This window comes from Acinetobacter sp. YH12120, assembly GCF_013418795.1.
GTDB classification, from domain to species: domain Bacteria; phylum Pseudomonadota; class Gammaproteobacteria; order Pseudomonadales; family Moraxellaceae; genus Acinetobacter; species Acinetobacter towneri.
This window is the reverse complement of record NZ_VPBI01000011.1, coordinates 39,810-60,329: the sequence shown is the minus strand read 5'-3', so window position 1 is coordinate 60,329 and position 20,520 is coordinate 39,810. Positions and strand designations below refer to the sequence as shown.

Here is a 20,520-nt window from a genome sequence, read left to right as displayed (position 1 = left end):
GCGTCTTTCTAAAATCTCTTATAAAAAGCATAAAAAAAAGCAGATCAATCGATCTGCTCATTTCCCACACGCTGGCGGAATTTCTGCCCTGCGCGGAATGTGACTACACGGCGGGCTGAAATTGGAATTTCTTCGCCTGTTTTCGGGTTGCGACCAGGTCGTTGACGTTTATCACGTAACTCGAAGTTCCCAAACCCTGAAAGTTTAACTTGCTCGCCAGAGATCAGTGCTTGGCTGATCTCATCAAAAAATAACTCGACCATTTGTTTCGCTTCACGGCGGTTTAAACTCGTGAGCTCACTTAAATGATCAGCCATTTCTGCTTTTGTTAATGCTGTCATGAAGCCCTCAATGTCGCTTGGTAAGTGTTTTCCAACACTTGCAGAATGTTATCCATACCAGATTTAATTTCAGCATCTTCAAGTGTACGTGTTGGATGTTGCCATAACAGAGCAAAAGCCAAAGAACGCTTGCCTTGTTCAACACCTTGTCCAGTATACACATCGAATAACCAAGTTGAGTCTAACAGCGCTCCACCCGTTTTTTCAATAAGTTGCTGAATTTCGCTTACATTTATCTTATCACTAATTAAAAGCGCAATATCACGTCTAACCGATGGAAAACGTGATAATTCTGTAAAATTAGATACATAAGTTTGCAAAACTGCTGTTTGATCGAATTCTGCTACCCAAGCCGTGCCTAAATCCAGCTCATCTTCTAAAGATGGATGTAAACGACCAAAGTAACCAATAGACTGACCATCTACCAAAATTTCAGCAGATTGTCCAGGATGCAACCAAGTACGCTCTGAACGAACATACTCTACCTGCACACGACCTGCAGCTAAAATTTCTTCAATATCGCCTTTAAAATCGAAGAAATCCATAGGCTGAGCTTTAGCATGCCAAGATTCTGCATGTTTAGCACCCACCGCAATCAATGCCAAAGTTGGAATTTGCTTCAAGTCATGAATGCTTGCTGCATGTTGATAATCAAAACGTAAACCCAACTCAAAGAAACGCACACGGTTTTGTTGACGATTCACGTTGTACTGAACGCATGGAATTAAGCTGGATAACAACGTTGAGCGCATTACTGCCAAATCGCTTGAAATTGGATTCGCCAATGCCAACGGATTCACTGCAGGGTTTAATTGTTTTTCCAATTTTGCATCGGCAAAGCTAAAACTAATTGCTTCTTGATAACCTAAAGTCACTGCGGTTTGACGTAATTGCGCAACTTCAAACTGATCTTGGTATTTTGCTAATTGCACATCAATCACAGGCAAACTGATTTGAATGTTGTCATAACCGTGAATACGAGCAACTTCTTCAATTAAGTCTTGGTAAATTGCCATATCAAAACGATGTGATGGTGGTACAACGCTCCACTGACCTTCAGCTTGAACAGTAACTTCGCAGCCTAAACGAGTTAAAGCATCGGCAATAAATGTAGCATCAACGTGATAACCCAAGAGCTGATCGACTTGCGCTTGATTTAACGCAATTGCTTCACGTGTTGGCAATTGTGCTGCTTGTTCTGCCACTGTAATTGGACCAAATTCGCCGCCAGCCAATTCTGCAATCAGTTGTGATGCACGGTTCATCGCCAATAATGGCAATTCAAAATCGACACCACGTTCATAACGCTGTGAGGCATCGGTATGTAAACCATAACGACGTGCACGACCTGCGATATGCAATGGTGCAAAAAAAGCCGATTCAAGGAAAATTTCTGTGGTTTCATCGCTTACCGCAGAAGATAAGCCACCCATGATGCCCGCCATCGCCAATACTTTTGCGTCATCGGCAATCACCATCACATCATCTTGCAGCTCAACTTCTTGCTCGTTTAACAGCACCAATTTTTCTGCTGCAGTCGCTTGACGAACTTGAATGCCACCTTGAATTTTAGCACCATCAAAAGCGTGCATTGGCTGACCCAATTCAATCAAGACATAGTTGGTAATATCAACCAAAATACTGTGCTGACGGATACCTGAACGTGCCAACGCGCGCTCCATCCACTCAGGTGTAGCGGCTTTGGTATTTACATTTTTAATCACACGACCTAAATAACGTGGGCAGCCTTCCGTCAAACTTTGTACAGTTTTTTCATCCTGAATAGTTGCCGCTACTGCCTGAATGTCAGGTGTATTCACTGGCAATTGGTTAATCACCCCAATTTCACGGGCAATACCACGAATACTGAAACAATCACCACGGTTTGGAGTAATACTGATATCAATGACATGGTCATCTAGATCAAGATATTCACGTACATTCACACCTACAGGTGCATCTGCAGGCAGTTCCAATAAACCATCAAGTTTATCTTCAAGGTCAATTTCTGATGCGCCGCAGAGCATCCCTTGTGATTCCACACCACGCAGTTTGCCTTTTTTGATTTTAAAGTCGCCTGGCAATACCGCACCAATGGTTGCCACAGGTGCTTTCATACCTACACGCACGTTTGGCGCACCACACACAATCTGCAACGGCTCACCTGAACCAATATTTACCGTAGTCACACGTAAACGATCTGCATCTGGATGCTGTTCAACCGTTAAGACTTCACCCACCACAACGCCTGTAAATGGCTTTGCTGCTGGTGACATATCATCAACTTCTAGACCCAGCATCGTGAGTTGATTCGATAAAGTATCGCTGTCAATGGCTGGGTTAACCCACGTGCGTAGCCAATTTTCGCTAATTTTCATACATTCATTTCCTGAATCTCCCCTACCCCCTCTTTAATAAAGAGGGGAATTCCCACACTTCTATTTATTTCGCGTAAGTCCCCCTTTTACAAAGGGGGATTTAGGGGGATTTTTAAAATTTAAAAATAATCTCTTTTCCCTCTCCTAATTTTAGGAAAGGTTGTTTAAAAAGTTTTAAGCAAACTGGCGCAAGAAACGCACATCATTTTGGTAGAACATACGCAAGTCATTGATGCCATAACGCAACATCGCAAAACGCTCTACCCCTAAACCGAAGGCAAAACCTTTATATTTTTCTGGGTCGATGCCTGAAGCGCGTAACACGTTTGGATGCACCATGCCGCAGCCCAAAACTTCCAACCAGCGACCACGTTCATCCATAATATCCACTTCAGCACTTGGCTCTGTGAATGGGAAATAAGATGGGCGGAAACGTACTTTTAAGTCTTTTTCAAAGAATTCATTTAATAAGTTAATCAACAAACCTTTGAGTTCTGCAAAACTGGTATTTTCTGCGACGTATAAGCCTTCAATTTGATGGAACATTGGTGAGTGTGTTTGGTCTGAGTCGCAGCGATACACACGACCTGGACAAACAATACGAATAGGCGGCTGTTGATTTTCCATGGTGCGAATTTGTACGCCCGACGTGTGGGTACGCAATAAATGATTCACATCAAAATAGAAAGTATCGTGCATGGCACGCGCAGGGTGATGTCCTGGAATATTCAACGCTTCAAAGTTGTGATAGTCATCTTCAACTTCTGGGCCCGTTGCCACGGTAAAACCTGCTTTGGTAAAGAATTGGCAAATACGTTCCTGTACCTGCGTAACTGGGTGAATACTGCCGATGCTTTGACCACGACCTGGCAAAGTAATATCAACGGTTTCATTCGCCAGTTTTTGTGCCAAAGCCGCTTGTTGTAATTCAGTTTGACGCGCAGTTAATGCCGCATTGATTGCTTCACGCACAGCATGAATTTGTGCACCAAATTCTTTACGCTGTTCAGGGTCCATTTTACCCAGTGCTTTGGATTGTTCCGCAAGCTGGCTTTTTTTCCCCGTAAATTGCACTCGCACCTGGTCGAGTGTAGCAAGGTCCTCTGCTGCTGCAATTGCAGCGAGCGCTTCATTGGTCAGGGCTTCCAGTGACATAGTAACTCTCAAAAGCAACAATTTAGAAATAATTTAAAAACCCCGTATTCTAACAGTTTTTAGTCGCTTTGATGAAGCTTCGATGTAATGAAAATTAGATTAGCATCTTGAAATACAAAAAGTATAAGATAAAGCCAATCACCACGAGATCTCAACATTATGGCGCTCGATCAGATTTGGAAACAGCAACTTGCCCTTGTGACTTATGGCAATGAATATTTGGCTCAAGATTTAAGTTTTAATCATTGGCTCAAGCATCAAGTGTTTAACCAGCATCAAATTCAGTTTCGTGATTTATTGTCACAACATTTACTGGCACAACACTTTCAAATCTGGTTAGAGCATCTTAAACAACAAGGTGTGCGACGTTTAAGCCTACATCAGGCAAGTATTTTAAATGATGAAAAAAACCCCAATCCAAATGTAGAGTTATTGCCTTTTGCACACTTTATTGTGAGTCACGAGGCACAGCACAAATCTGCTTGGATTTTCGGAAAAGAGCTTGCAGAATGGTATACCGCAGAACAAGATTATATGGCGCCTGTTTCCCAACAGAGCGAGCTACGTCAAGAAGTCATGTGGCGTTATCAATTAAATCACAAACTTGCCAGACAGCTCGATACAGATTTTGCCTCTCCAAACTGGGATGAAATTGATCGCTTTATTCGCTCCGAGTTATTTTTAAATCCTTGTGCTACAGAGTTTGTTGAACCAGAGCAAAGCGCTAAACCTTATTTCGGTGTAGATCTTACTCAAAACGCAACTGAAAGCATGTACCCAACTTTGGCGTTAATTCCCGCAGACTACCCTGCTGCCTATGCACATCAGATGCTGTATCGTTTAGATGCACTGGATCAATTCATCCAGAATAAAATCCAGCATCCTTATCATGCCGATGGCACAGAACTTGAACCAAGCGAACAACTCAATTTACGTCATTTTTCTCAGAAACTTGAAGATTTACACGCCAAATTTATCACTAAGGTGGCAAACCATTATAAGACCGCACAGCTCACGCCAGTGCAAACACCTGATCCTTTTGAATCAACGCCTAGCCAAGTACAAAACATCGCTTCACCACAAATACCAACACCTGCAGCTACGCATAAAGTAGGCACATCTGCCGTGATTAAACTGATTTTAATGACTGTGGTTATTTGTGCAGCTGCCTATTATTTTGGTTTATAAGCTTAGGGGCTGTTGACAATTCGTCTATGTTTGCGACAACGCATATTTTTTAGCTGATATAAGGCATGGGACAGGAAATTTAGTCATTCTAAATGACCGGCACATAACGCAATAGCAGCAAAAAATATGCTTGTCCTTCGCTGCGCCTTCCGCTGCAAACAAAGCAGTGCTTGTTTTTGCTCAGGCTGTGGCTAAAAATTTCTCAGATTGAGTTATGAAACTTGGCAGAGACCCTAAATTTCAGGCATAAAAAAAGACCGCAAATGCGGTCTTTCTTTTAAGTCATAAAGACTTATGCAGCTAATGCATCTTTAGCTTTTGTAGCTAAAGCAGCAAATGCAACTGCGTCATGCATAGCGATGTCAGCAAGTACGCGACGGTCGATAATCACTTGTGCTTTTTTCAAGCCAGCGATCATACGGCTGTACGATAAACCATTTTGACGAGCGCCCGCATTGATACGCGCAATCCATAAAGCACGGAATTGACGTTTCTTTTGACGACGGTCACGGTAAGCGTATTGACCTGCTTTGATTACCGCTTGGAACGCTACGCGATATACGCGTGAACGAGCACCATAGTAACCTTTAGCACGAGCAAGAATTTTTTTATGACGGCGATGAGCCTGTACACCACGTTTTACACGAGCCATTTATAATCTCCTTAGATGTATGGGCACATAGCACGAACAGCAGCAACGTCACTCACGTGAACCATTACACAGCCGCGCAATTGACGGATACGTTTAGCAGATTTTTTGGTCAAAATGTGGCGTTTGAACGCTTGTTTACGCTTGAAACCGTTAGCAGTCGCTTTGAAACGTTTAGCTGCACCACGGCGAGTTTTTAACTTAGCCATAACAACCTCTTTAAACACCTGTTCGGCACGTCTGCACCATTGCAAAAACGACCTGCAGGTAAGGGAGCGAGTATTCTAAAGCATCTTTGCTTAAAACAAAAGCATATTGGCTAAATAAAAAATGATCATTACCTCACTCATTTGCCGTAATTCAACTCAGGAAAAAATACTGGAATTGTGAACACCCACTACAATTCAAAATAAAGCTAAAGCTCTGTCAAAAATTGTGCAGATCAACACCCTAAAAACTTGCAATAAGTTGCGGATTACCCTTGCGATTATCCACAATTCCATCAATACTTCGCCTCGTCTTGTGTGAGATAAAAAAGACCGTAATATGATGAAAACATCTTTATATATAACTCTATTGCTTGGACTCAGTGCGACGCATCTTTTTGCAAAACCACCGCAGCAGAAATCGACACCAAAAGCCACACTCGAAGTACAAAAAAGTGCTGCCTTGCCTGCTCATCTCACCACACGCTTAGCATGGCGCAAGTTTCCACAACCCAAATATAAAAATGAAGATTTAAATCAACAAAACCGAGCTGCAATTGTGCGTATTTATGCAGATGAAACCGGCAAAATCAGTCAAGCCACTATTCAAGAAAGTACAGGGCTGAAAAAATTAGATGATGCCTTATTACAAGCGGTTCGCACTGCTGAAATTCAACCGACCTATGTAGAAGATACTGCCGTACCGACCATTGGTTTTCAAAGCTTTAATTTAAGATTTCAGGATAACCAACACGAAAATTGCCAGTTTAATTTTCAATCTAAACAATGGTTAGCACAGCGACATCAGCAAAAAGTTCAATTTAAGTATCGTCATCAACCACAATTAAACCTAAGTGCGGAAGATTTAAAAAATCACTCACGCAAGTTAAAGTTTCAACTCAAAGTGAATAAGCATGGCGAAGTGAAACGTGTGAAATTGACACAAGGTTCGGGACAATACGCGCTTGATCAACAAGTTTTAGCTGCAGTGAAAGCTGCTCAAGTAGATGTACCGCGTCAATTTTGGCTGTATAAAAAGTCAAAATTAAAAGATGAAATTTATTTTGATTTAAACACGTGTGGTACACAAGAACAGTCATAAGTGTACATGGGGACAGTAAAGCGGTGGTTGGCTTAAACCCATGTATAAACAAAATAAATAAACAGATAACGCCCGATTTTGGCTAGACTCACCATCAACACAAAACGGGCAAAATGTTCTTTCATTAAACCTGCAATCAGCGTAATTGGATCACCAATAATCGGCACCCAACTGAGCAGTAAAGACCAAAACCCATATTTGGCGTAGGTGTGCTGTGCTTTTTCTAATTGTGTAGCCGAAACAGGAAACCACTTTTTATCTTTATAATGTTCGATCTTGAGTCCCAAATACCAGTTCACACAAGAACCTAAAATATTGCCTAGACTGGCAATGCTAATCAGCCAAATGGGTGCATAGCTGCCTTCATATAACAGCCCCAACAACACAGCTTCGGACTGTAAAGGCAATAAAGTTGCCGCACCACATGCAGATAAAAATAAACCAAACAGCGTCCAAAGCATAGACGATTTAAAGCCCTAAAGCCTGCTTGGTTTTACGATATTCCCAGTTCGCCCAAACAATACTAAGCAAAATAAGTGCCGCACGTGCCCATGCATAACGCTGAGTAACAGGCTCAATCGCAGCACGTAAAACCTGTTGATCTGTGCTATTTAAAGCCACAATCATATTCTGCACATGAAATGCTTCGATCACAAATAAGATCAAGCAAGACACAATGCCCAAAATAATGCTCCAATACACTTTGGCATTTTGCTCAACAATCTTGGTAAAGTTTAAAAAAAATTCTTGCATAGCTCATCCAATAAAAAAGCCACCTGAAAAAGTGAGGTATCAGGTGGCTGGCATCTTAGCATAAAAGTAGATTTAAACTTGAATCGCGAGTGCTTTCTGCACTGCAGGGCGCGCAGTCAGCCGTGTAATATAGTCTTGTACATACGGATAATCTTCCAGCGAAATATTTTGCCAGTCATGACGTAACGCCCACGGCAAAATAGCCATATCAGCAATTGAATATTCGCCCGCCACGTACTTTTGCCCCATCAACTGCTTATTTAACACGCCATACAAACGCTTGGATTCATTGATATAGCGTTCAATCGCATAAGGAATTTTCTCTGGTGCATAACGGCTAAAATGATGATTCTGTCCTAACATTGGACCAAAACCACCCATTTGCCACATGAGCCACTGCTCTACTTCAACACGCTCCTGTTCATCGGTAGGATAAAACATGCCAGTTTTGCGCCCTAGATATTGCAAAATTGCACCCGACTCAAACACAGAGATTGGCTCACCACGCGGACCGTTCTGATCGACAATTGCAGGAATTTTATTATTGGGCGAAATTTTTAAAAAATCTGGCTGAAATTGATCATCTTCTGAAATATTGATGGGGAAAATTTGATATTCCAAACCCATTTCTTCAAGTGCAATACTAATTTTATGACCGTTGGGGGTGCCCCAATAATAAAGATCAATCATGTTTTATCCTTCATTACTTTTTTTGCTTTTTGACCAGCGTTCTTCTACTGCGGTTTTAGTTATAGCATGTTTTTAAGCGTTTGTTGCGTGTCGCTGCGTAGAGTTTTTTTATCGAATGGCATATCTCATAAACATGAAACATAGATGCTCACTTTCATCACGCAAAAAAAAGCACCGCCAAGGTGCAGTGCTTCTTTTGTTCAAGATGGGATTACTTTTTCTTTTTAGGACCAAGCAACATACCCATTTGACGACCTTCCATTTTTGGTGCTTGTTCAACTACACCATATTCAATTACATCTGCTTCAACTTTTTGCAATTGAGCCAAACCTAACTGTTGGTGAGCCATTTCACGACCACGGAAGCGTAAAGTGATTTTTACCTTGTTCCCTTCTTCAAGGAATTTGATAATTGCACGTAATTTTACGTTGTAATCACCAACATCAGTCGCAGGGCGGAGCTTGATTTCTTTCACCTGTACTTGATGCTGTTTTTTCTTCGCTTCTTTCTGCTTTTGCTTTAGATCAAACAAATGCTTGTTAAAGTCCATGATTTTGCACACCGGTGGTTCGGCATTTGCCACAATTTCCACCAAGTCAAGGTCAACGCTTTCTGCTGCGCGTAATGCATCAGCCAAGCTTACAATACCTTTTTGCTCACCATTTTCGTCTACAAGACGGACTTCTTTTGCACGAATTTCATCATTCAAAGCAGGACGGTTAGATTTTCCGCCCTGTTGATTACGGTCAGGCTGTTTAATCGCTGTTACTCCACAATATACCGGCCGCGTTCTGCGACGGCTGTTTTCACTAGGTCAATGAAAGCATCAATTGACATAGTACCCAAATTTGTTCCTGAGCGAGTACGGACGTTTACCGTTCCTTCTTCCACTTCACGGTCCCCAAGTACCAGTAAGTATGGAATACGCTCTAATGTACGCTCACGAATCTTAAAGCCGATTTTCTCATTTCTCAAGTCAGAAATAGCACGAATACCGTTTTCTTTAAGTTTTGCGACGACCTGTTCACTTGCAGCAGCTTGTGAATCGGTAATATTCATGACACAAGCTTGCACTGGCGCTAACCATGGTGGCATAAAGCCTGCATAGTGCTCAATAAGTATACCAATAAATCGTTCAAAGCTGCCAAGAATTGCGCGGTGCAACATTACAGGCTGATCACGATCATTGTCTTCAGTGACATAAGATGCCTCTAAACGCTCAGGCAAGTTAAAGTCACACTGAATTGTACCACATTGCCACACACGACCTAAGCAGTCTTTCAGTGAGAATTCAATTTTCGGGCCGTAGAACGCACCTTCACCCGGTTGTAACTCCCATTCCAGACCTGCAGCATCCAAGGCATCAGCCAAAGATTTTTCTGCCATATCCCAAAGTGCATCATCTCCCACACGTTTTTCAGGACGTGTAGACAGTTTCATTTGCACCTCTTCAAAACCGAAATCTTTATAAACATCTAAAGTCAGTTTGATGAAGTCTGCAACTTCTGGCCCAATTTGTTCTTTGGTACAGAAAATGTGGGCATCGTCTTGAGTAAAGCCACGTACGCGCATAATGCCGTGCAGTGAACCTGATGGCTCGTTACGGTGACATGAACCAAATTCTGCCAGACGAATTGGCAAATCACGATATGACTTTAACCCTTGGTTAAAGACTTGTACGTGACATGGGCAGTTCATTGGTTTTACTGCATAGTTACGGTTTTCAGAATGGGTAGTGAACATATTGTCTGCGTAGTTGGCAGCATGTCCTGATTTTTCCCATAGCGTGAAATCGACCACTTGCGGGGTACGAATTTCTAGGTAACCGTTGTCTTGTTGTACTTTACGCATGTACTGCTCAAGTACTTGGTAAATCGTCCAGCCATTTGGATGCCAGAACACCATGCCTGGTGCTTCTTCTTGCATATGGAACAAGTCCAAAGCTTTACCAATTTTACGGTGGTCACGCTTTTCTGCTTCTTCAATACGTTTGATATACGCTGCGAGCTGTTTTTTGTCCGCCCAAGCCGTACCATAAATACGTTGTAACTGTTCGTTTTTCGCATCACCGCGCCAATAAGCGCCTGAAATTTTGGTGAGTTTGAACGACTTTAAGAATTTAGTGTTTGGAACGTGTGGACCACGACACATATCCAAATAGTCTTGATGATAGTACAAGCCCATTTGGGTTTCGTTTGGCATGTCTGCAATCAAACGTAATTTATATTCTTCGCCACGCGCTGTGAATTCTGCAATTACTTCATCACGCGGGGTCATTTTTTTCACAACATCATAATCTTGGTCGATGAGCTTTTTCATACGCTCTTCGATTGCTGCCAAATCATCTAACGTAAATGGACGAGGCATCCAGATGTCATAGTAGAAACCTTCTTCAATGACAGGGCCAATCACCATTTTCGCTTCAGGAAAAAGCTGTTTTACCGCATGCCCCACCAAGTGCGCACATGAGTGACGGATAATCTCTACGCCTTCTTCATCTTTAGGCGTAATAATTTGTAGGGTTGCGTCTTCGGTAATTAAATCGCAGGCATCGACCAAACGATCATTCACACGTCCAGCAACTGTATTTTTGGCAAGACCCGGACCGATGCTTTGAGCAACTTCCATCACAGATACGGCTTGATCAAACTGTTTTTGATCGCCATTTGGCAAAGTGATAATAGGCATAGATAAAAATCCTTAAGGAGTGATGCCCCGTACCATGGAGCATATCACCGCGAGATTATGATTAAGGGAGACCCTCAAAAGATAAAAACGGTGTATAAATAAAAAGCGCCTTAAATTTTACACGGCTTGCGTACAGGTTTAAACCTTTGTGTACTAAAAAAGCCAAAGAATCGGCATTTCAGCTGTTTTTATTCCCTAAAGGTTGCCCACGGCGTGAATTGTCCATGTTGATAGGCATACACCGCTTCAAACTGTGGCAACACCGCCTCACTCTGTTGCGGGCGTAAAAATACATAATCATCTATTTGGATGCGATGCTGTTTGGGTACTTGAATCAACTCTTGATTGCTACTGCGTCCGTATAAAGCATGTGGATGACTGCTCTCAGGATAAACATAATCTGCCATCCAATAGCCACCATAAACAAAAATGGCTTGATTGGATTGTGGCAAATAGGACTGCAAACGATCTAAGCCTGGCACTTGTACCGCAGCCAATACCTTTAAAACAGGTGTTGCAATCCACAAAGCCGATTGCAAATCTGACAAGATTTTTAAATCAAAATCACTGGGTTTAAGCAACATCGAACCAAAAGCCAGATCATTACATTCACTGTGCTGACAATGCTGCATAAATGTCAGGCTACCACCACCGTTAAAACACAAGTCATCCTGCCACAACTTTGGAAAATGATGCTGAATCAGTTGTTTATAATTTCTATATTGCTGCTGTGAGTGTTGATAGGCTTTGGCTTGTGCATGAAATACATTTGGTAATTTCACCACATGCGCATCGTACCCCATCAAACCTGACAGTTTTAAATGTTGTGGATGCTGCTGAATCAATTCCAGCATTTGCATAAATCCAGCATGATCTTGCGCCCCACCACGATGCAAACCGATATCAATTTCAAGATTAATATTCAAACAAAGCTGGCGTTGTTGTGCCAAATGTAAATACTGTTGTAAACGTGCAGGTTGATCAACCAACCATTGTAAATGCAATTGGATATTCTCAGCAGACGCCATCACCTGCTGATAAAAAGCATCTACCGCACGTATTGGCATTGGCTTGCCAAACAGTACATCTGCTTGTGGAAAGTGCTGCATCACTTCATACAAATGTGGCAGATGAAACAACATAAAACGCTGCGTATTCAGACTTTGGCTTGCGTGTTGCAATATCTCCAAACACGCTAGCGATTTCACCACCAGTCGTGGTTGCAACCGTGCAGGCAAATGGGCTGCAACATAATCCAAGTTATGCTGAAAACGTGCCATATCCACAATCAGTTGCGGTGTTCCTGTACCCTGTTGCTGCAAACTGTGGGTGAGTTGCTGAAAATAATCACTTTGCATGTCACGCTCCCTAATTGAATGCTCTTATTTTGCGATTGCTTGAGTTGTTTATTGAACATCACGCTGCACTCAAACTTGGAATCGTGAAAATTTGTCTTAAATATGGATTAATCCATTTTTGCTGTGGATCAAGCTGCTCACGAAGTTGCATAAAATCATCCCATTTTGGATATAACTCACGTAATTGATCCGCTTGCATACTGTGCAATTTGCCCCAATGTGGACGTCCCTGATATTTTTGTAAAATCGGTTCGACCCATTTAAAAATATGTTGGCAATCTTGTTTATAAAATTGGTGGATTGAAATAGACACCGAATCCCGTCCATAAAAAGGACTCAGCCAAATATCATCGCCTTTGACATAGCGAAACTCGATTGGGAAAAACATGGCGACACGCTGTTGTTTCAAAACCGCCAATAATTCTTCTAAACACGCCAAACCTTGCTCGGCAGGCAATTGGTATTCCATTTCGTTAAATTTGGTATTGCGTGGCGTTGGGAAAATTTGACTCGACCAATCGACATGAGTACTCGGTTTGATAAACACGCCCAACAAAGATTGTAAATACGGATTTAACTGTGGAAAAACACGGGTTATTTCCGAACAAAAATTTAATAAACGGTCTTCTGATAACCAATATTGCGGACGAGGATCCGTCAATCCTCGGCTCTCATCTAAGGTTTTTAAAATCACCTGATCACTGTGTAAAAATGCCCAAAACTCAATATGGCGATGTTGATGCTTCCAACGGTCTATATATTGATAAATATCACTCAAGGCACATAAACGTAGCTGCTCTTTGAGTTTATAGCGCGAACGGTTTTGTAAAGTGATTTTGGTCATCACCCCAAAACTGCCCAGCGCGACCCGACCTGCCTGAAAAATTTCAGCATTGTGTTCAGGTGAACATTGCAACACCTCACCCTCTGCTGTGAGCAGTTCAAAATCAGTCACCAAAGCCGATAGACAAGGTAAATCCACACCTGTGCCATGTGTTCCTGTTGCAACCACACCTGCCAAACTCTGATGATCAATATCGCCCTGATTTTGCAGCGCCTGATGAATCGGAGCTAGACATTCACCCAGTTTGTACAGCCGAGTCCCTGCATGTAAGGTGCATTGCTGCTTTTGTGCATTAAATTGATGCACCCCCTGAATATGATCTAAATTCACCATCACATCATCGGTTGTGGCTAAGGGGCTAAAGGAATGCCCTGCTCCGACCATTCTAATTTTGTCGTGCTTTCGCACAATTTTTTTCAGTTCATCTACATTTTTCGGCTGTAAAAAGTCTGGATAGGCTGTTTGCTTTCCAGACCAGTTACTCCAACGCTGTTTCATAATCCTTCCTTTTTCTGCGTGGCATTTATTTTTATTGCAGTTTGTTTTGCGTTACTTTTTAAAGTACCGCATTAAAAAAATAGAGACACATGGATGAGATAAATGACCTCTCTATCCATATTGATTTAGATTAACCTCCTGACTAGTACATGATTTAGAATATGTTTCACATGGAACAATGTATAAAAAAACTACAATTCATTTAGCGCATTAGCTTTCAAACTGTCACGATATGTTCTTTTTTCTAATTCATCCAAAGGTACAGCGGGCGGTAATAACGATGCTGTATCGCGTTGTGGAATAGGCAAATTCAATTGCTCTGCGAAATATTGAAATTTAGTTTGCAACGCTGCCAAAGTCCACTGTCCATATAAAGTGTGACCACCTTCATAGGCTTGTTGTTGATATTCCTCGAAGGTGGTCACATAGCCCATATAATCATTGCAATATGAAGCCAACCATACTTTTTGAGTCGATTCCAATTCTTGTTGTACGGTTACTTTGAGCCGCTTAGCTGCAACAGTAGTAATTTCCCCAGGACAGCACAGCAAGGTTAAGTCGCCAATTTTAATTAATTGTAATGGCACTACATTCGGTACCAACAAGCTATGATCAATTGCGCCTACACTGGCCTGCTTGTTCATTTCTGCAATCAGTTTGTCTAAAAATTTAGGATAATGATTCAGTGGCTTGCCAAAAATGGTTTTAGAACCACATTCCAGCACAATATCTTTGGGGCCTTGTGAGGCATATAGCTGTTGATAATAGGTATAATCTGCGGCTTGAGGATTACTCAACTTTTTCTTTTTCACTCGCTGCGCTAACCATTGCATACCTTTAAAAATCGGTTGTGCCACACCTGCACCATCTACAGGTGTTCCTGCAAAAAATGCTGCACCATGACAGGCTGCACTGGTTTTTGCATCTGTTTGCCCCATCGCAAATTCAATTGGAATTTCAATATTGCTTAAATCGACATAATGGCACACAGCATCTAAAGCTCCCATTAACGGCGTACCTCTATGTGCCAAAGCTTTCAGTGCCAATTCACTTTGATAGCGACCATTTTGCTGTGTATATTCGTATTCTTTTTCATCGCGCATTGCAGCACGTACCTGTGACTGCTCAGGGCCATGATAATGTGGAGAAACATCACCCGCTGCGGCTTGGGCAAAAATTGCCACAGGATTTTTGACCCCACGTTGTTGCAGTGCACGCTCGGTACAAAGTGCGGCATAACCTTTGTTATCACCATCATGAGCGCTTAAACGACTGCTTAAACAGGTAGCATGCACCCCAAATAAAGAAAAAACTGCCTGTAAATTACCTTCGCGATAAAAACCAAGCAATTGCATATCACGATCTAAGGCCAAATGTGCCTGTTCCAGCGTTCTACGAGATACATCAGGATTACGGTTATACGCTGTTAAAGAGCGATTCCATGCCACTGGCGTTTCTTCTGCAAAACGACCATTGCTCATATAAATATCGGTTTTTTCTGGGTCGCCAAAGCTTTGAGCACACTGCTCACAATCGCATCGACCACTGCATTTAAATGTTCAGGCACAAAACCAGGTGTGGGCATATTGTACAACGCTTCATGTGCACAACCGCCAGGTGCAGAATGAGTATGCGTTGCCATCAATACCAAACGCTGCGGCTGAAAACGCTCCCCCAGTTTACGCTGTAAACGCTGTATCGCTAAATGACGCATGGCATAGGTCACACACCCCATATCCAGACAGCAAAAAATTAATAAGTCATTGTCTAAGATTTGAATACAAATACTGCGGGCAAATAAAGCTGTTCGTTGTTCATAGGCACGATGTTTCCAGTTGCCATAACCAAACATGGCAAGCCCTTTTGGCTGAATATGAATTTCCTGTTTATCCCAACCCACCAAATACATTGCAATCGTATTCCTTTTCATCTATACAATCAGTCATGACGCTGATCAACGCCATTAAACAAAATTGCATCACGGCAAATAAGGGTTAAAGCGACAATGGCATGGGGGGATAATCGGACTTATGTCAGCAACTTCAAACTACTTGCTGCAGCACGTGCCGCCTGCCTTATTGTCAGGTCTGATTCATTACGCCAAAGAACAACAGATCCCCTATCAACCATGGTTTCAGGGAATTTCTCAAGATCTTGATCAAATCGTCCAAGGCAATGGTTTTGTTTCATTTCAAGATATTTGCAAAGTGGTGACACGCGCCCTGCAAGACACTCAATGTGCACATTTAGGCTTAGAAATTGGACGTGACAAGGGGCTGATTTCCATGGGCATGCTCGGTTTTGCCATGGTGTCCAGTCAAAATGTTGTAGAAGCCTTACAGACAGGACTGCAGTACCATCCCATTTCAGGCAGTGTGATGGATTTGGAGTACGATTTTTCCTCGACCTCTCCTACACTGGTGATGAAAGAGCGTTATCCCACGGGGAACTTACTGCGCTTTTTTTGCGATGAAGTCCTCTCCAGTATTGTTAGCTGCTTAGACGTCATGCTTGGCAATCATCAAGATTTGGTCGAAGTGCATTTTAGTTTTGCCCAACCCGACTATTTAGAGGCTTATCAGGTGCATTATCAATGTCCTCTGCACTTTTCATCATACATGAATGCTTTGGTGTTCCGACCAGAGATTTTAGGACGCCAAATTAAAACCTCTAGTGCCGCCAATTACAGCACCGCCCTGCGTGTCTGCCAACAAGCGTATCAGGATATGCAGGCGATTAATCAACAGCAATATGCACACGTGTTGAGTTATCTAATCGAACAGCATTTACCTCAGCACTTTGATATGCACCAAGCGGCACAACATTTTCAAATGAGCGAAAGACATTTACGCAGACAATTACTTGCCGAAGGCTGCAACTTCCAAAACCTGCGCCAACATGTTTTGGAAAATAAAGCCAAACAACTGCTACAACAGCCTTTGAGCATGACTGAAATTAGCCAACAACTTGGCTTTAGTGAATTACGCGAATTTCGACGTGCATTTAAGCGTTGGACAGGTCTCAGCCCATCACTCTATAAAAGCCAAATGACAGAATAAGTTAATATTTTCCAATAAGCTACTATTTTTATTGAATAAAAAATAGCTGCTAAATTTTACTTAAACTATTTTTTAAATTTACTTACAAGCGATTCAAAACAAAAACAACAGATTTTCGACTAAAGCATAACTGCAAAGCTGTCATAAAATCCCTATCTTTTTAAGTTGGATAAAATAACGACACATATTATGGAGAATAACAATGGTCAGCGCATACGATGAATTACCGCGTACCCCTGCGAACTTTGTCGCCTTGTCCCCGTTACGTTACTTAGAACGGGCAGCTTATATTTACCCGCACCAAAACGCGATTATTCACGGTTCACGTCAAATTACCTGGCGCGAAACTTATTTGCGCTGCTGCCAATTTGCACATCAACTTCAAAATTTAGGCATCAGCAAAAATGACACTGTTTCGGTGCTGCTTCCGAATGTTCCTGCCATGCTAGAAGCACACTTTGCTGTGCCAATGGCGGGTGCAGTGCTGAACACACTAAACACTCGTTTAGATGCCAAAACACTGGCGTTTATGCTCGATCATGCAGAATCCAAAGTGCTTTTGGTTGACCCTGAATTTGCGGCTTTGGCACAAGAAGCCTTAGCGATGGTCAATCATGAAATTTACGTGATTGATGTCAACGATGCAGAATATGAGCATGCTGCCAATGCCCTTAGCATCGGACAGATTGAATACGAAACTTGGCTGGCTGAAGGTGACCCAAATTTTGAATGGCATTTGCCACAAGATGAATGGGATGCAATTAGCCTGAACTATACGTCTGGCACGACAGGCAACCCGAAAGGCGTGGTCTATCATCATCGCGGTGCCTACATTAATGCAGCCAGTAATATTATTGCCTGCGGGATGACCCCACGTGCAACCTACCTATGGACACTGCCCCTATTCCACTGTAATGGCTGGTGCTTTGCATGGACGATGGCAGCCAACGGTGGCACCAATATCTGCTTACGTAAAGTCGACCCTGAACTGATTTTTAAATTAATTGCAGAGCACAAAGTCGATTATTTCTGCGGTGCGCCAATTGTCTTGTCGATGCTCATCAACACCCCTGAGGAGAAAAAGACCCAGTTTGATCACCGTGTTGAAGTGATGGTTGCGGGTGCTGCACCGCCAGCAGCAATTATTGAAGGTATGCGCAATATTGGCATTAACGTAACTCACGTTTATGGCTTAACTGAAACCTATGGCCCATCTGCGCTGTGTGCTTCTCAAGCAGGCTGGAGCGACCTATCCATTCAAGAACAAGCACAATTACATTCGCGTCAAGGCGTGCCTTATCCGCTGCAAGATGGCATGAAAGTTTTAGACCCAGAAACCATGCAACCTGTACCAAAAGACGGCAAAACCATGGGCGAAATTATGTTCCGTGGCAATATCGTGATGAAAGGCTATTTGAAAAACCCAAAAGCTACCGCAGAAGCATTTGCAGGCGGTTGGTTTCATACAGGTGATTTAGCCGTCTGCCAACCCGATGGCTACGCCAAAATTACTGACCGTTCTAAAGATGTGATTATTTCAGGGGGTGAAAATATTTCGTCACTCGAAGTGGAGGAGGTGCTGTATCAACATCCTGCAGTTTTGACAGCCGCAGTGGTGGCAAAACCAGATCCACGTTGGCAGGAAGTCCCGTGTGCCTTTATTGAACTGAAAGAAGGCAAGCAGGTCAGCCCTGAAGAAATTATTGCCTATTGCAGTCAACATTTGGCGCGTTTTAAAGTACCAAAGGATGTGGTGATTACTGAAATTCCAAAAACATCGACAGGTAAATTACAAAAATTTGTACTGCGTGAATGGGCCAAAGAGCGTTCAGTCGGTGAGTTCGGCTAAAATTTGAAAATCCTTACACATAAAAGACAATAAAAAACGACTCGTTATGAGTCGTTTTTTATTGCAATCAGACAAGCTCGCGTTTGATCACTTGGTTCTCTGATAGCTTAGTTTTCTGACAGCAAAGCCACTTGCTGCACATAGTTAAACAACTTGAGCTTAGATGCTTCAAGTTCTTCCGCAGACACTTCCTGTTTCATATCACGGTGGATACGCAACACATGCTGACGCAGCGTATGACGCTCAGCTGCTTTATAGGTTTTACTAAAATCATTAATCACAGGGTCGCCGTCTTTAATAATTCGCTCTACCCAACGCTGTAACTGTGCGGTTTTTTTCGCACCTTGCTGCGGCGTCAAATAAGACAAAATTACGCTTTCATCTTCATTACGCAACAATTTACCAATACGCTGACACTGACGACGACGTGCTTCATGTGAAGTAATACTTTGCAATTCCAGTAAAGCATCAATTAAACGCTCTTCTACTGGAAGTTTTTGAATTTGTTTAGTACTTAACTGCGCCAATTGTTCGCCAAGCGCGGCCATACGTTGTACGGCTTTTTTCTGTTCGGTTTTACTTGCACGCCCTTCTAAAGATTCAAAGTCATCTTCGGTAAAACGTTGCGGTCGACGTGCCACGATTAATCTGCCTCGTAAAATTTTGCTGCAAACAGTGCTTGAATATCAGATAAAGCTTTTTCTTCATCTGCACCATCAATCACCAAGCGTAAAGTAGTTCCCTTGCCTGCACCTAACATGAGCAAGGACATAATATTTTTGGCATCAACCAATTTGTCGCCTTTACCAATTTGGATTGACGAACGGAATTTGGTGGTCACTTCAATCAGTTTCCCAGATGCCCGTGCATGTAAACCTAGTTTATTAATTACGTCAACAGTTGTGTCGATCATGACCAGTGCTTCATTTCTCGGTGTAAGACTTGAATAGACCATTTTGCCTCAAGTGCTTTTTTTAGTCTATCTACGATATAAACGGAACGGTGTTGCCCACCCGTACAGCCAATTGAAATGGTGATGTAGTGACGATGCCCTTCGGCAAAGGCTGGCAACCATTTTTCTAAAAACTGGTGGATGTCGTGAAACATTTCATGCGTTTGTGAACTTTGTTGCAAAAATTCCTGCACAGGGGCATCTAAGCCTGAATATTTCCTGAGCTCCAAATCCCAATGTGGATTGGGCAAATGACGCACATCAAACACATAATCGGCATCTAAGGGGATTCCGTGCTTATAGCCAAAGGATTGTAAAATTACAATCAATTTGTCAGTTTGCCCAAGCTTAGACAACAACACATGTTTTAAATCATGCACGCTTTTGTCAGTGGTATCAATATGAACCGTAGAGCGGAACTGAATCGGCATCAACAAGTTTTTTTCTTCTTGAATACATTCATTCAAGCTTTTAAAACGGCTAGAGAGTGGATGCGGACGGCGTGATGCGCTAAAACGGGCAATCAATTCCTGATCTTGCGTGGTCAGATAAATAATATCGACTGAACCATGCTTTTGCAGTTGCTCAAATACCAAATCAAACTCTTGCAAGTCGGCACGGGTGCTGCGTACATCTACCCCCAATGCCAACTGCTCCAAGTTATTTTCCTGATCCAGTTTATCCACAATTTCGGGGAGCAATGCCAAAGGTAAATTATCAATACAGTAATAACCCAAATCTTCCAACACTTGTAATGCCGAAGATTTTCCTGAACCCGATTGACCTGTCACGATCAAAATACGTTTCATG

Annotated in this window: 19 protein-coding genes and 1 pseudogene; 4 read left to right on the top strand and 16 right to left on the bottom strand. The window is 42.4% G+C overall.

The features are described 5' to 3' along the window. Window positions 1-44: 44 nt before the first annotated feature. The 3 genes from FTU58_RS08890 to pheS form a co-directional block, all read right to left on the bottom strand. Entirely contained in the window at window positions 45-341 is a 297-nt protein-coding gene (locus FTU58_RS08890; RefSeq protein WP_004649746.1) for an integration host factor subunit alpha, read from the bottom strand. After that, window positions 338-2,719, bottom strand: coding sequence for a phenylalanine--tRNA ligase subunit beta (pheT, locus tag FTU58_RS08885; protein ID WP_180062342.1), 2,382 nt, complete (start codon window positions 2,717-2,719; stop codon window positions 338-340). Before pheT ends, FTU58_RS08890 begins: the two co-directional genes overlap by 4 nt. Before the next feature lie 174 nt (window positions 2,720-2,893). Continuing rightward, window positions 2,894-3,874, bottom strand: a complete 981-nt coding sequence (gene pheS / locus FTU58_RS08880) for a phenylalanine--tRNA ligase subunit alpha (RefSeq protein WP_004975156.1) — start codon at window positions 3,872-3,874, stop codon at window positions 2,894-2,896. Window positions 3,875-4,033: 159 nt separating this feature from the next. On the opposite strand from pheS, the gene FTU58_RS08875 reads away from it, so the two are divergent. Beyond that, complete coding sequence (locus FTU58_RS08875) at window positions 4,034-5,062, top strand: hypothetical protein (RefSeq protein WP_180062341.1); 1,029 nt, start codon at window positions 4,034-4,036, stop codon at window positions 5,060-5,062. 292 nt (window positions 5,063-5,354) lie between these two features. Here FTU58_RS08875 and rplT read toward each other — a convergent pair whose 3' ends face one another. Further along, window positions 5,355-5,714: a 50S ribosomal protein L20 gene (rplT, locus tag FTU58_RS08870; RefSeq protein ID WP_004975153.1), complete on the bottom strand. Its 360-nt coding sequence runs from the start codon at window positions 5,712-5,714 to the stop codon at window positions 5,355-5,357. A gap of 11 nt (window positions 5,715-5,725) precedes the next feature. After that, window positions 5,726-5,920: a 50S ribosomal protein L35 gene (rpmI, locus tag FTU58_RS08865; protein ID WP_004975152.1), complete on the bottom strand. Its 195-nt coding sequence runs from the start codon at window positions 5,918-5,920 to the stop codon at window positions 5,726-5,728. Window positions 5,921-6,260: 340 nt separating this feature from the next. Between rpmI and FTU58_RS08860 the strand changes: the two genes are divergently transcribed. Next, window positions 6,261-7,019 (top strand): energy transducer TonB, encoded by a 759-nt coding sequence (locus FTU58_RS08860; RefSeq protein WP_373686812.1) that lies wholly within the window; start codon window positions 6,261-6,263, stop codon window positions 7,017-7,019. A gap of 32 nt (window positions 7,020-7,051) precedes the next feature. Here the strand turns inward: FTU58_RS08860 and FTU58_RS08855 are convergent, their stop codons facing one another. From FTU58_RS08855 to FTU58_RS08820, 8 genes and pseudogenes are all read right to left on the bottom strand, one after another. Beyond that, on the bottom strand, window positions 7,052-7,480 hold the full coding sequence (locus FTU58_RS08855) for a YqaA family protein (RefSeq protein WP_167846243.1): 429 nt from the start codon (window positions 7,478-7,480) through the stop codon (window positions 7,052-7,054). 7 nt (window positions 7,481-7,487) lie between these two features. Next, window positions 7,488-7,772 carry a hypothetical protein gene (locus FTU58_RS08850; protein ID WP_167846244.1) on the bottom strand — a complete coding sequence of 95 codons (285 nt, stop codon included), beginning with the start codon at window positions 7,770-7,772 and terminating at the stop codon, window positions 7,488-7,490. A 72-nt stretch (window positions 7,773-7,844) separates the two neighbouring features. Then, a complete protein-coding gene (locus tag FTU58_RS08845; RefSeq protein WP_004975146.1) occupies window positions 7,845-8,462 on the bottom strand; it encodes a glutathione S-transferase N-terminal domain-containing protein in 618 nt (205 codons plus the stop codon). A gap of 211 nt (window positions 8,463-8,673) precedes the next feature. Further along, window positions 8,674-9,222 (bottom strand): translation initiation factor IF-3, encoded by a 549-nt coding sequence (infC, locus tag FTU58_RS08840; RefSeq protein ID WP_096902435.1) that lies wholly within the window; start codon window positions 9,220-9,222, stop codon window positions 8,674-8,676. A gap of 5 nt (window positions 9,223-9,227) precedes the next feature. Then, window positions 9,228-11,150, bottom strand: a complete 1,923-nt coding sequence (thrS, locus tag FTU58_RS08835; RefSeq protein WP_004975142.1) for a threonine--tRNA ligase — start codon at window positions 11,148-11,150, stop codon at window positions 9,228-9,230. A gap of 188 nt (window positions 11,151-11,338) precedes the next feature. Further along, window positions 11,339-12,508, bottom strand: coding sequence for an alanine racemase (locus FTU58_RS08830; RefSeq protein ID WP_154320381.1), 1,170 nt, complete (start codon window positions 12,506-12,508; stop codon window positions 11,339-11,341). Between the two features lie 58 nt (window positions 12,509-12,566). Beyond that, window positions 12,567-13,850, bottom strand: coding sequence for a D-arabinono-1,4-lactone oxidase (locus tag FTU58_RS08825; RefSeq protein ID WP_167846245.1), 1,284 nt, complete (start codon window positions 13,848-13,850; stop codon window positions 12,567-12,569). Between the two features lie 191 nt (window positions 13,851-14,041). Further along, a pseudogene (locus tag FTU58_RS08820) lies at window positions 14,042-15,759 on the bottom strand (neutral/alkaline non-lysosomal ceramidase N-terminal domain-containing protein). 121 nt (window positions 15,760-15,880) lie between these two features. Between FTU58_RS08820 and FTU58_RS08815 the strand changes: the two are divergent. Continuing rightward, complete coding sequence (locus FTU58_RS08815; RefSeq protein WP_004975134.1) at window positions 15,881-16,909, top strand: AraC family transcriptional regulator; 1,029 nt, start codon at window positions 15,881-15,883, stop codon at window positions 16,907-16,909. A gap of 202 nt (window positions 16,910-17,111) precedes the next feature. Continuing rightward, complete coding sequence (locus FTU58_RS08810) at window positions 17,112-18,758, top strand: acyl-CoA synthetase (RefSeq protein ID WP_180062339.1); 1,647 nt, start codon at window positions 17,112-17,114, stop codon at window positions 18,756-18,758. Window positions 18,759-18,865: 107 nt separating this feature from the next. Here the strand turns inward: FTU58_RS08810 and yjgA are convergent, their stop codons facing one another. The 3 genes from yjgA to rapZ are packed head-to-tail and all read right to left on the bottom strand — an operon-like array spanning window position 18,866 to window position 20,519. Further along, entirely contained in the window at window positions 18,866-19,399 is a 534-nt protein-coding gene (yjgA, locus tag FTU58_RS08805; protein WP_167846246.1) for a ribosome biogenesis factor YjgA, read from the bottom strand. Between the two features lie 2 nt (window positions 19,400-19,401). After that, window positions 19,402-19,671, bottom strand: coding sequence for an HPr family phosphocarrier protein (locus tag FTU58_RS08800; protein WP_026438354.1), 270 nt, complete (start codon window positions 19,669-19,671; stop codon window positions 19,402-19,404). Continuing rightward, window positions 19,668-20,519, bottom strand: a complete 852-nt coding sequence (rapZ, locus tag FTU58_RS08795; RefSeq protein ID WP_180062338.1) for an RNase adapter RapZ — start codon at window positions 20,517-20,519, stop codon at window positions 19,668-19,670. The genes FTU58_RS08800 and rapZ overlap by 4 nt, the downstream gene beginning before the upstream one ends. Window position 20,520 lies beyond the last annotated feature (1 nt).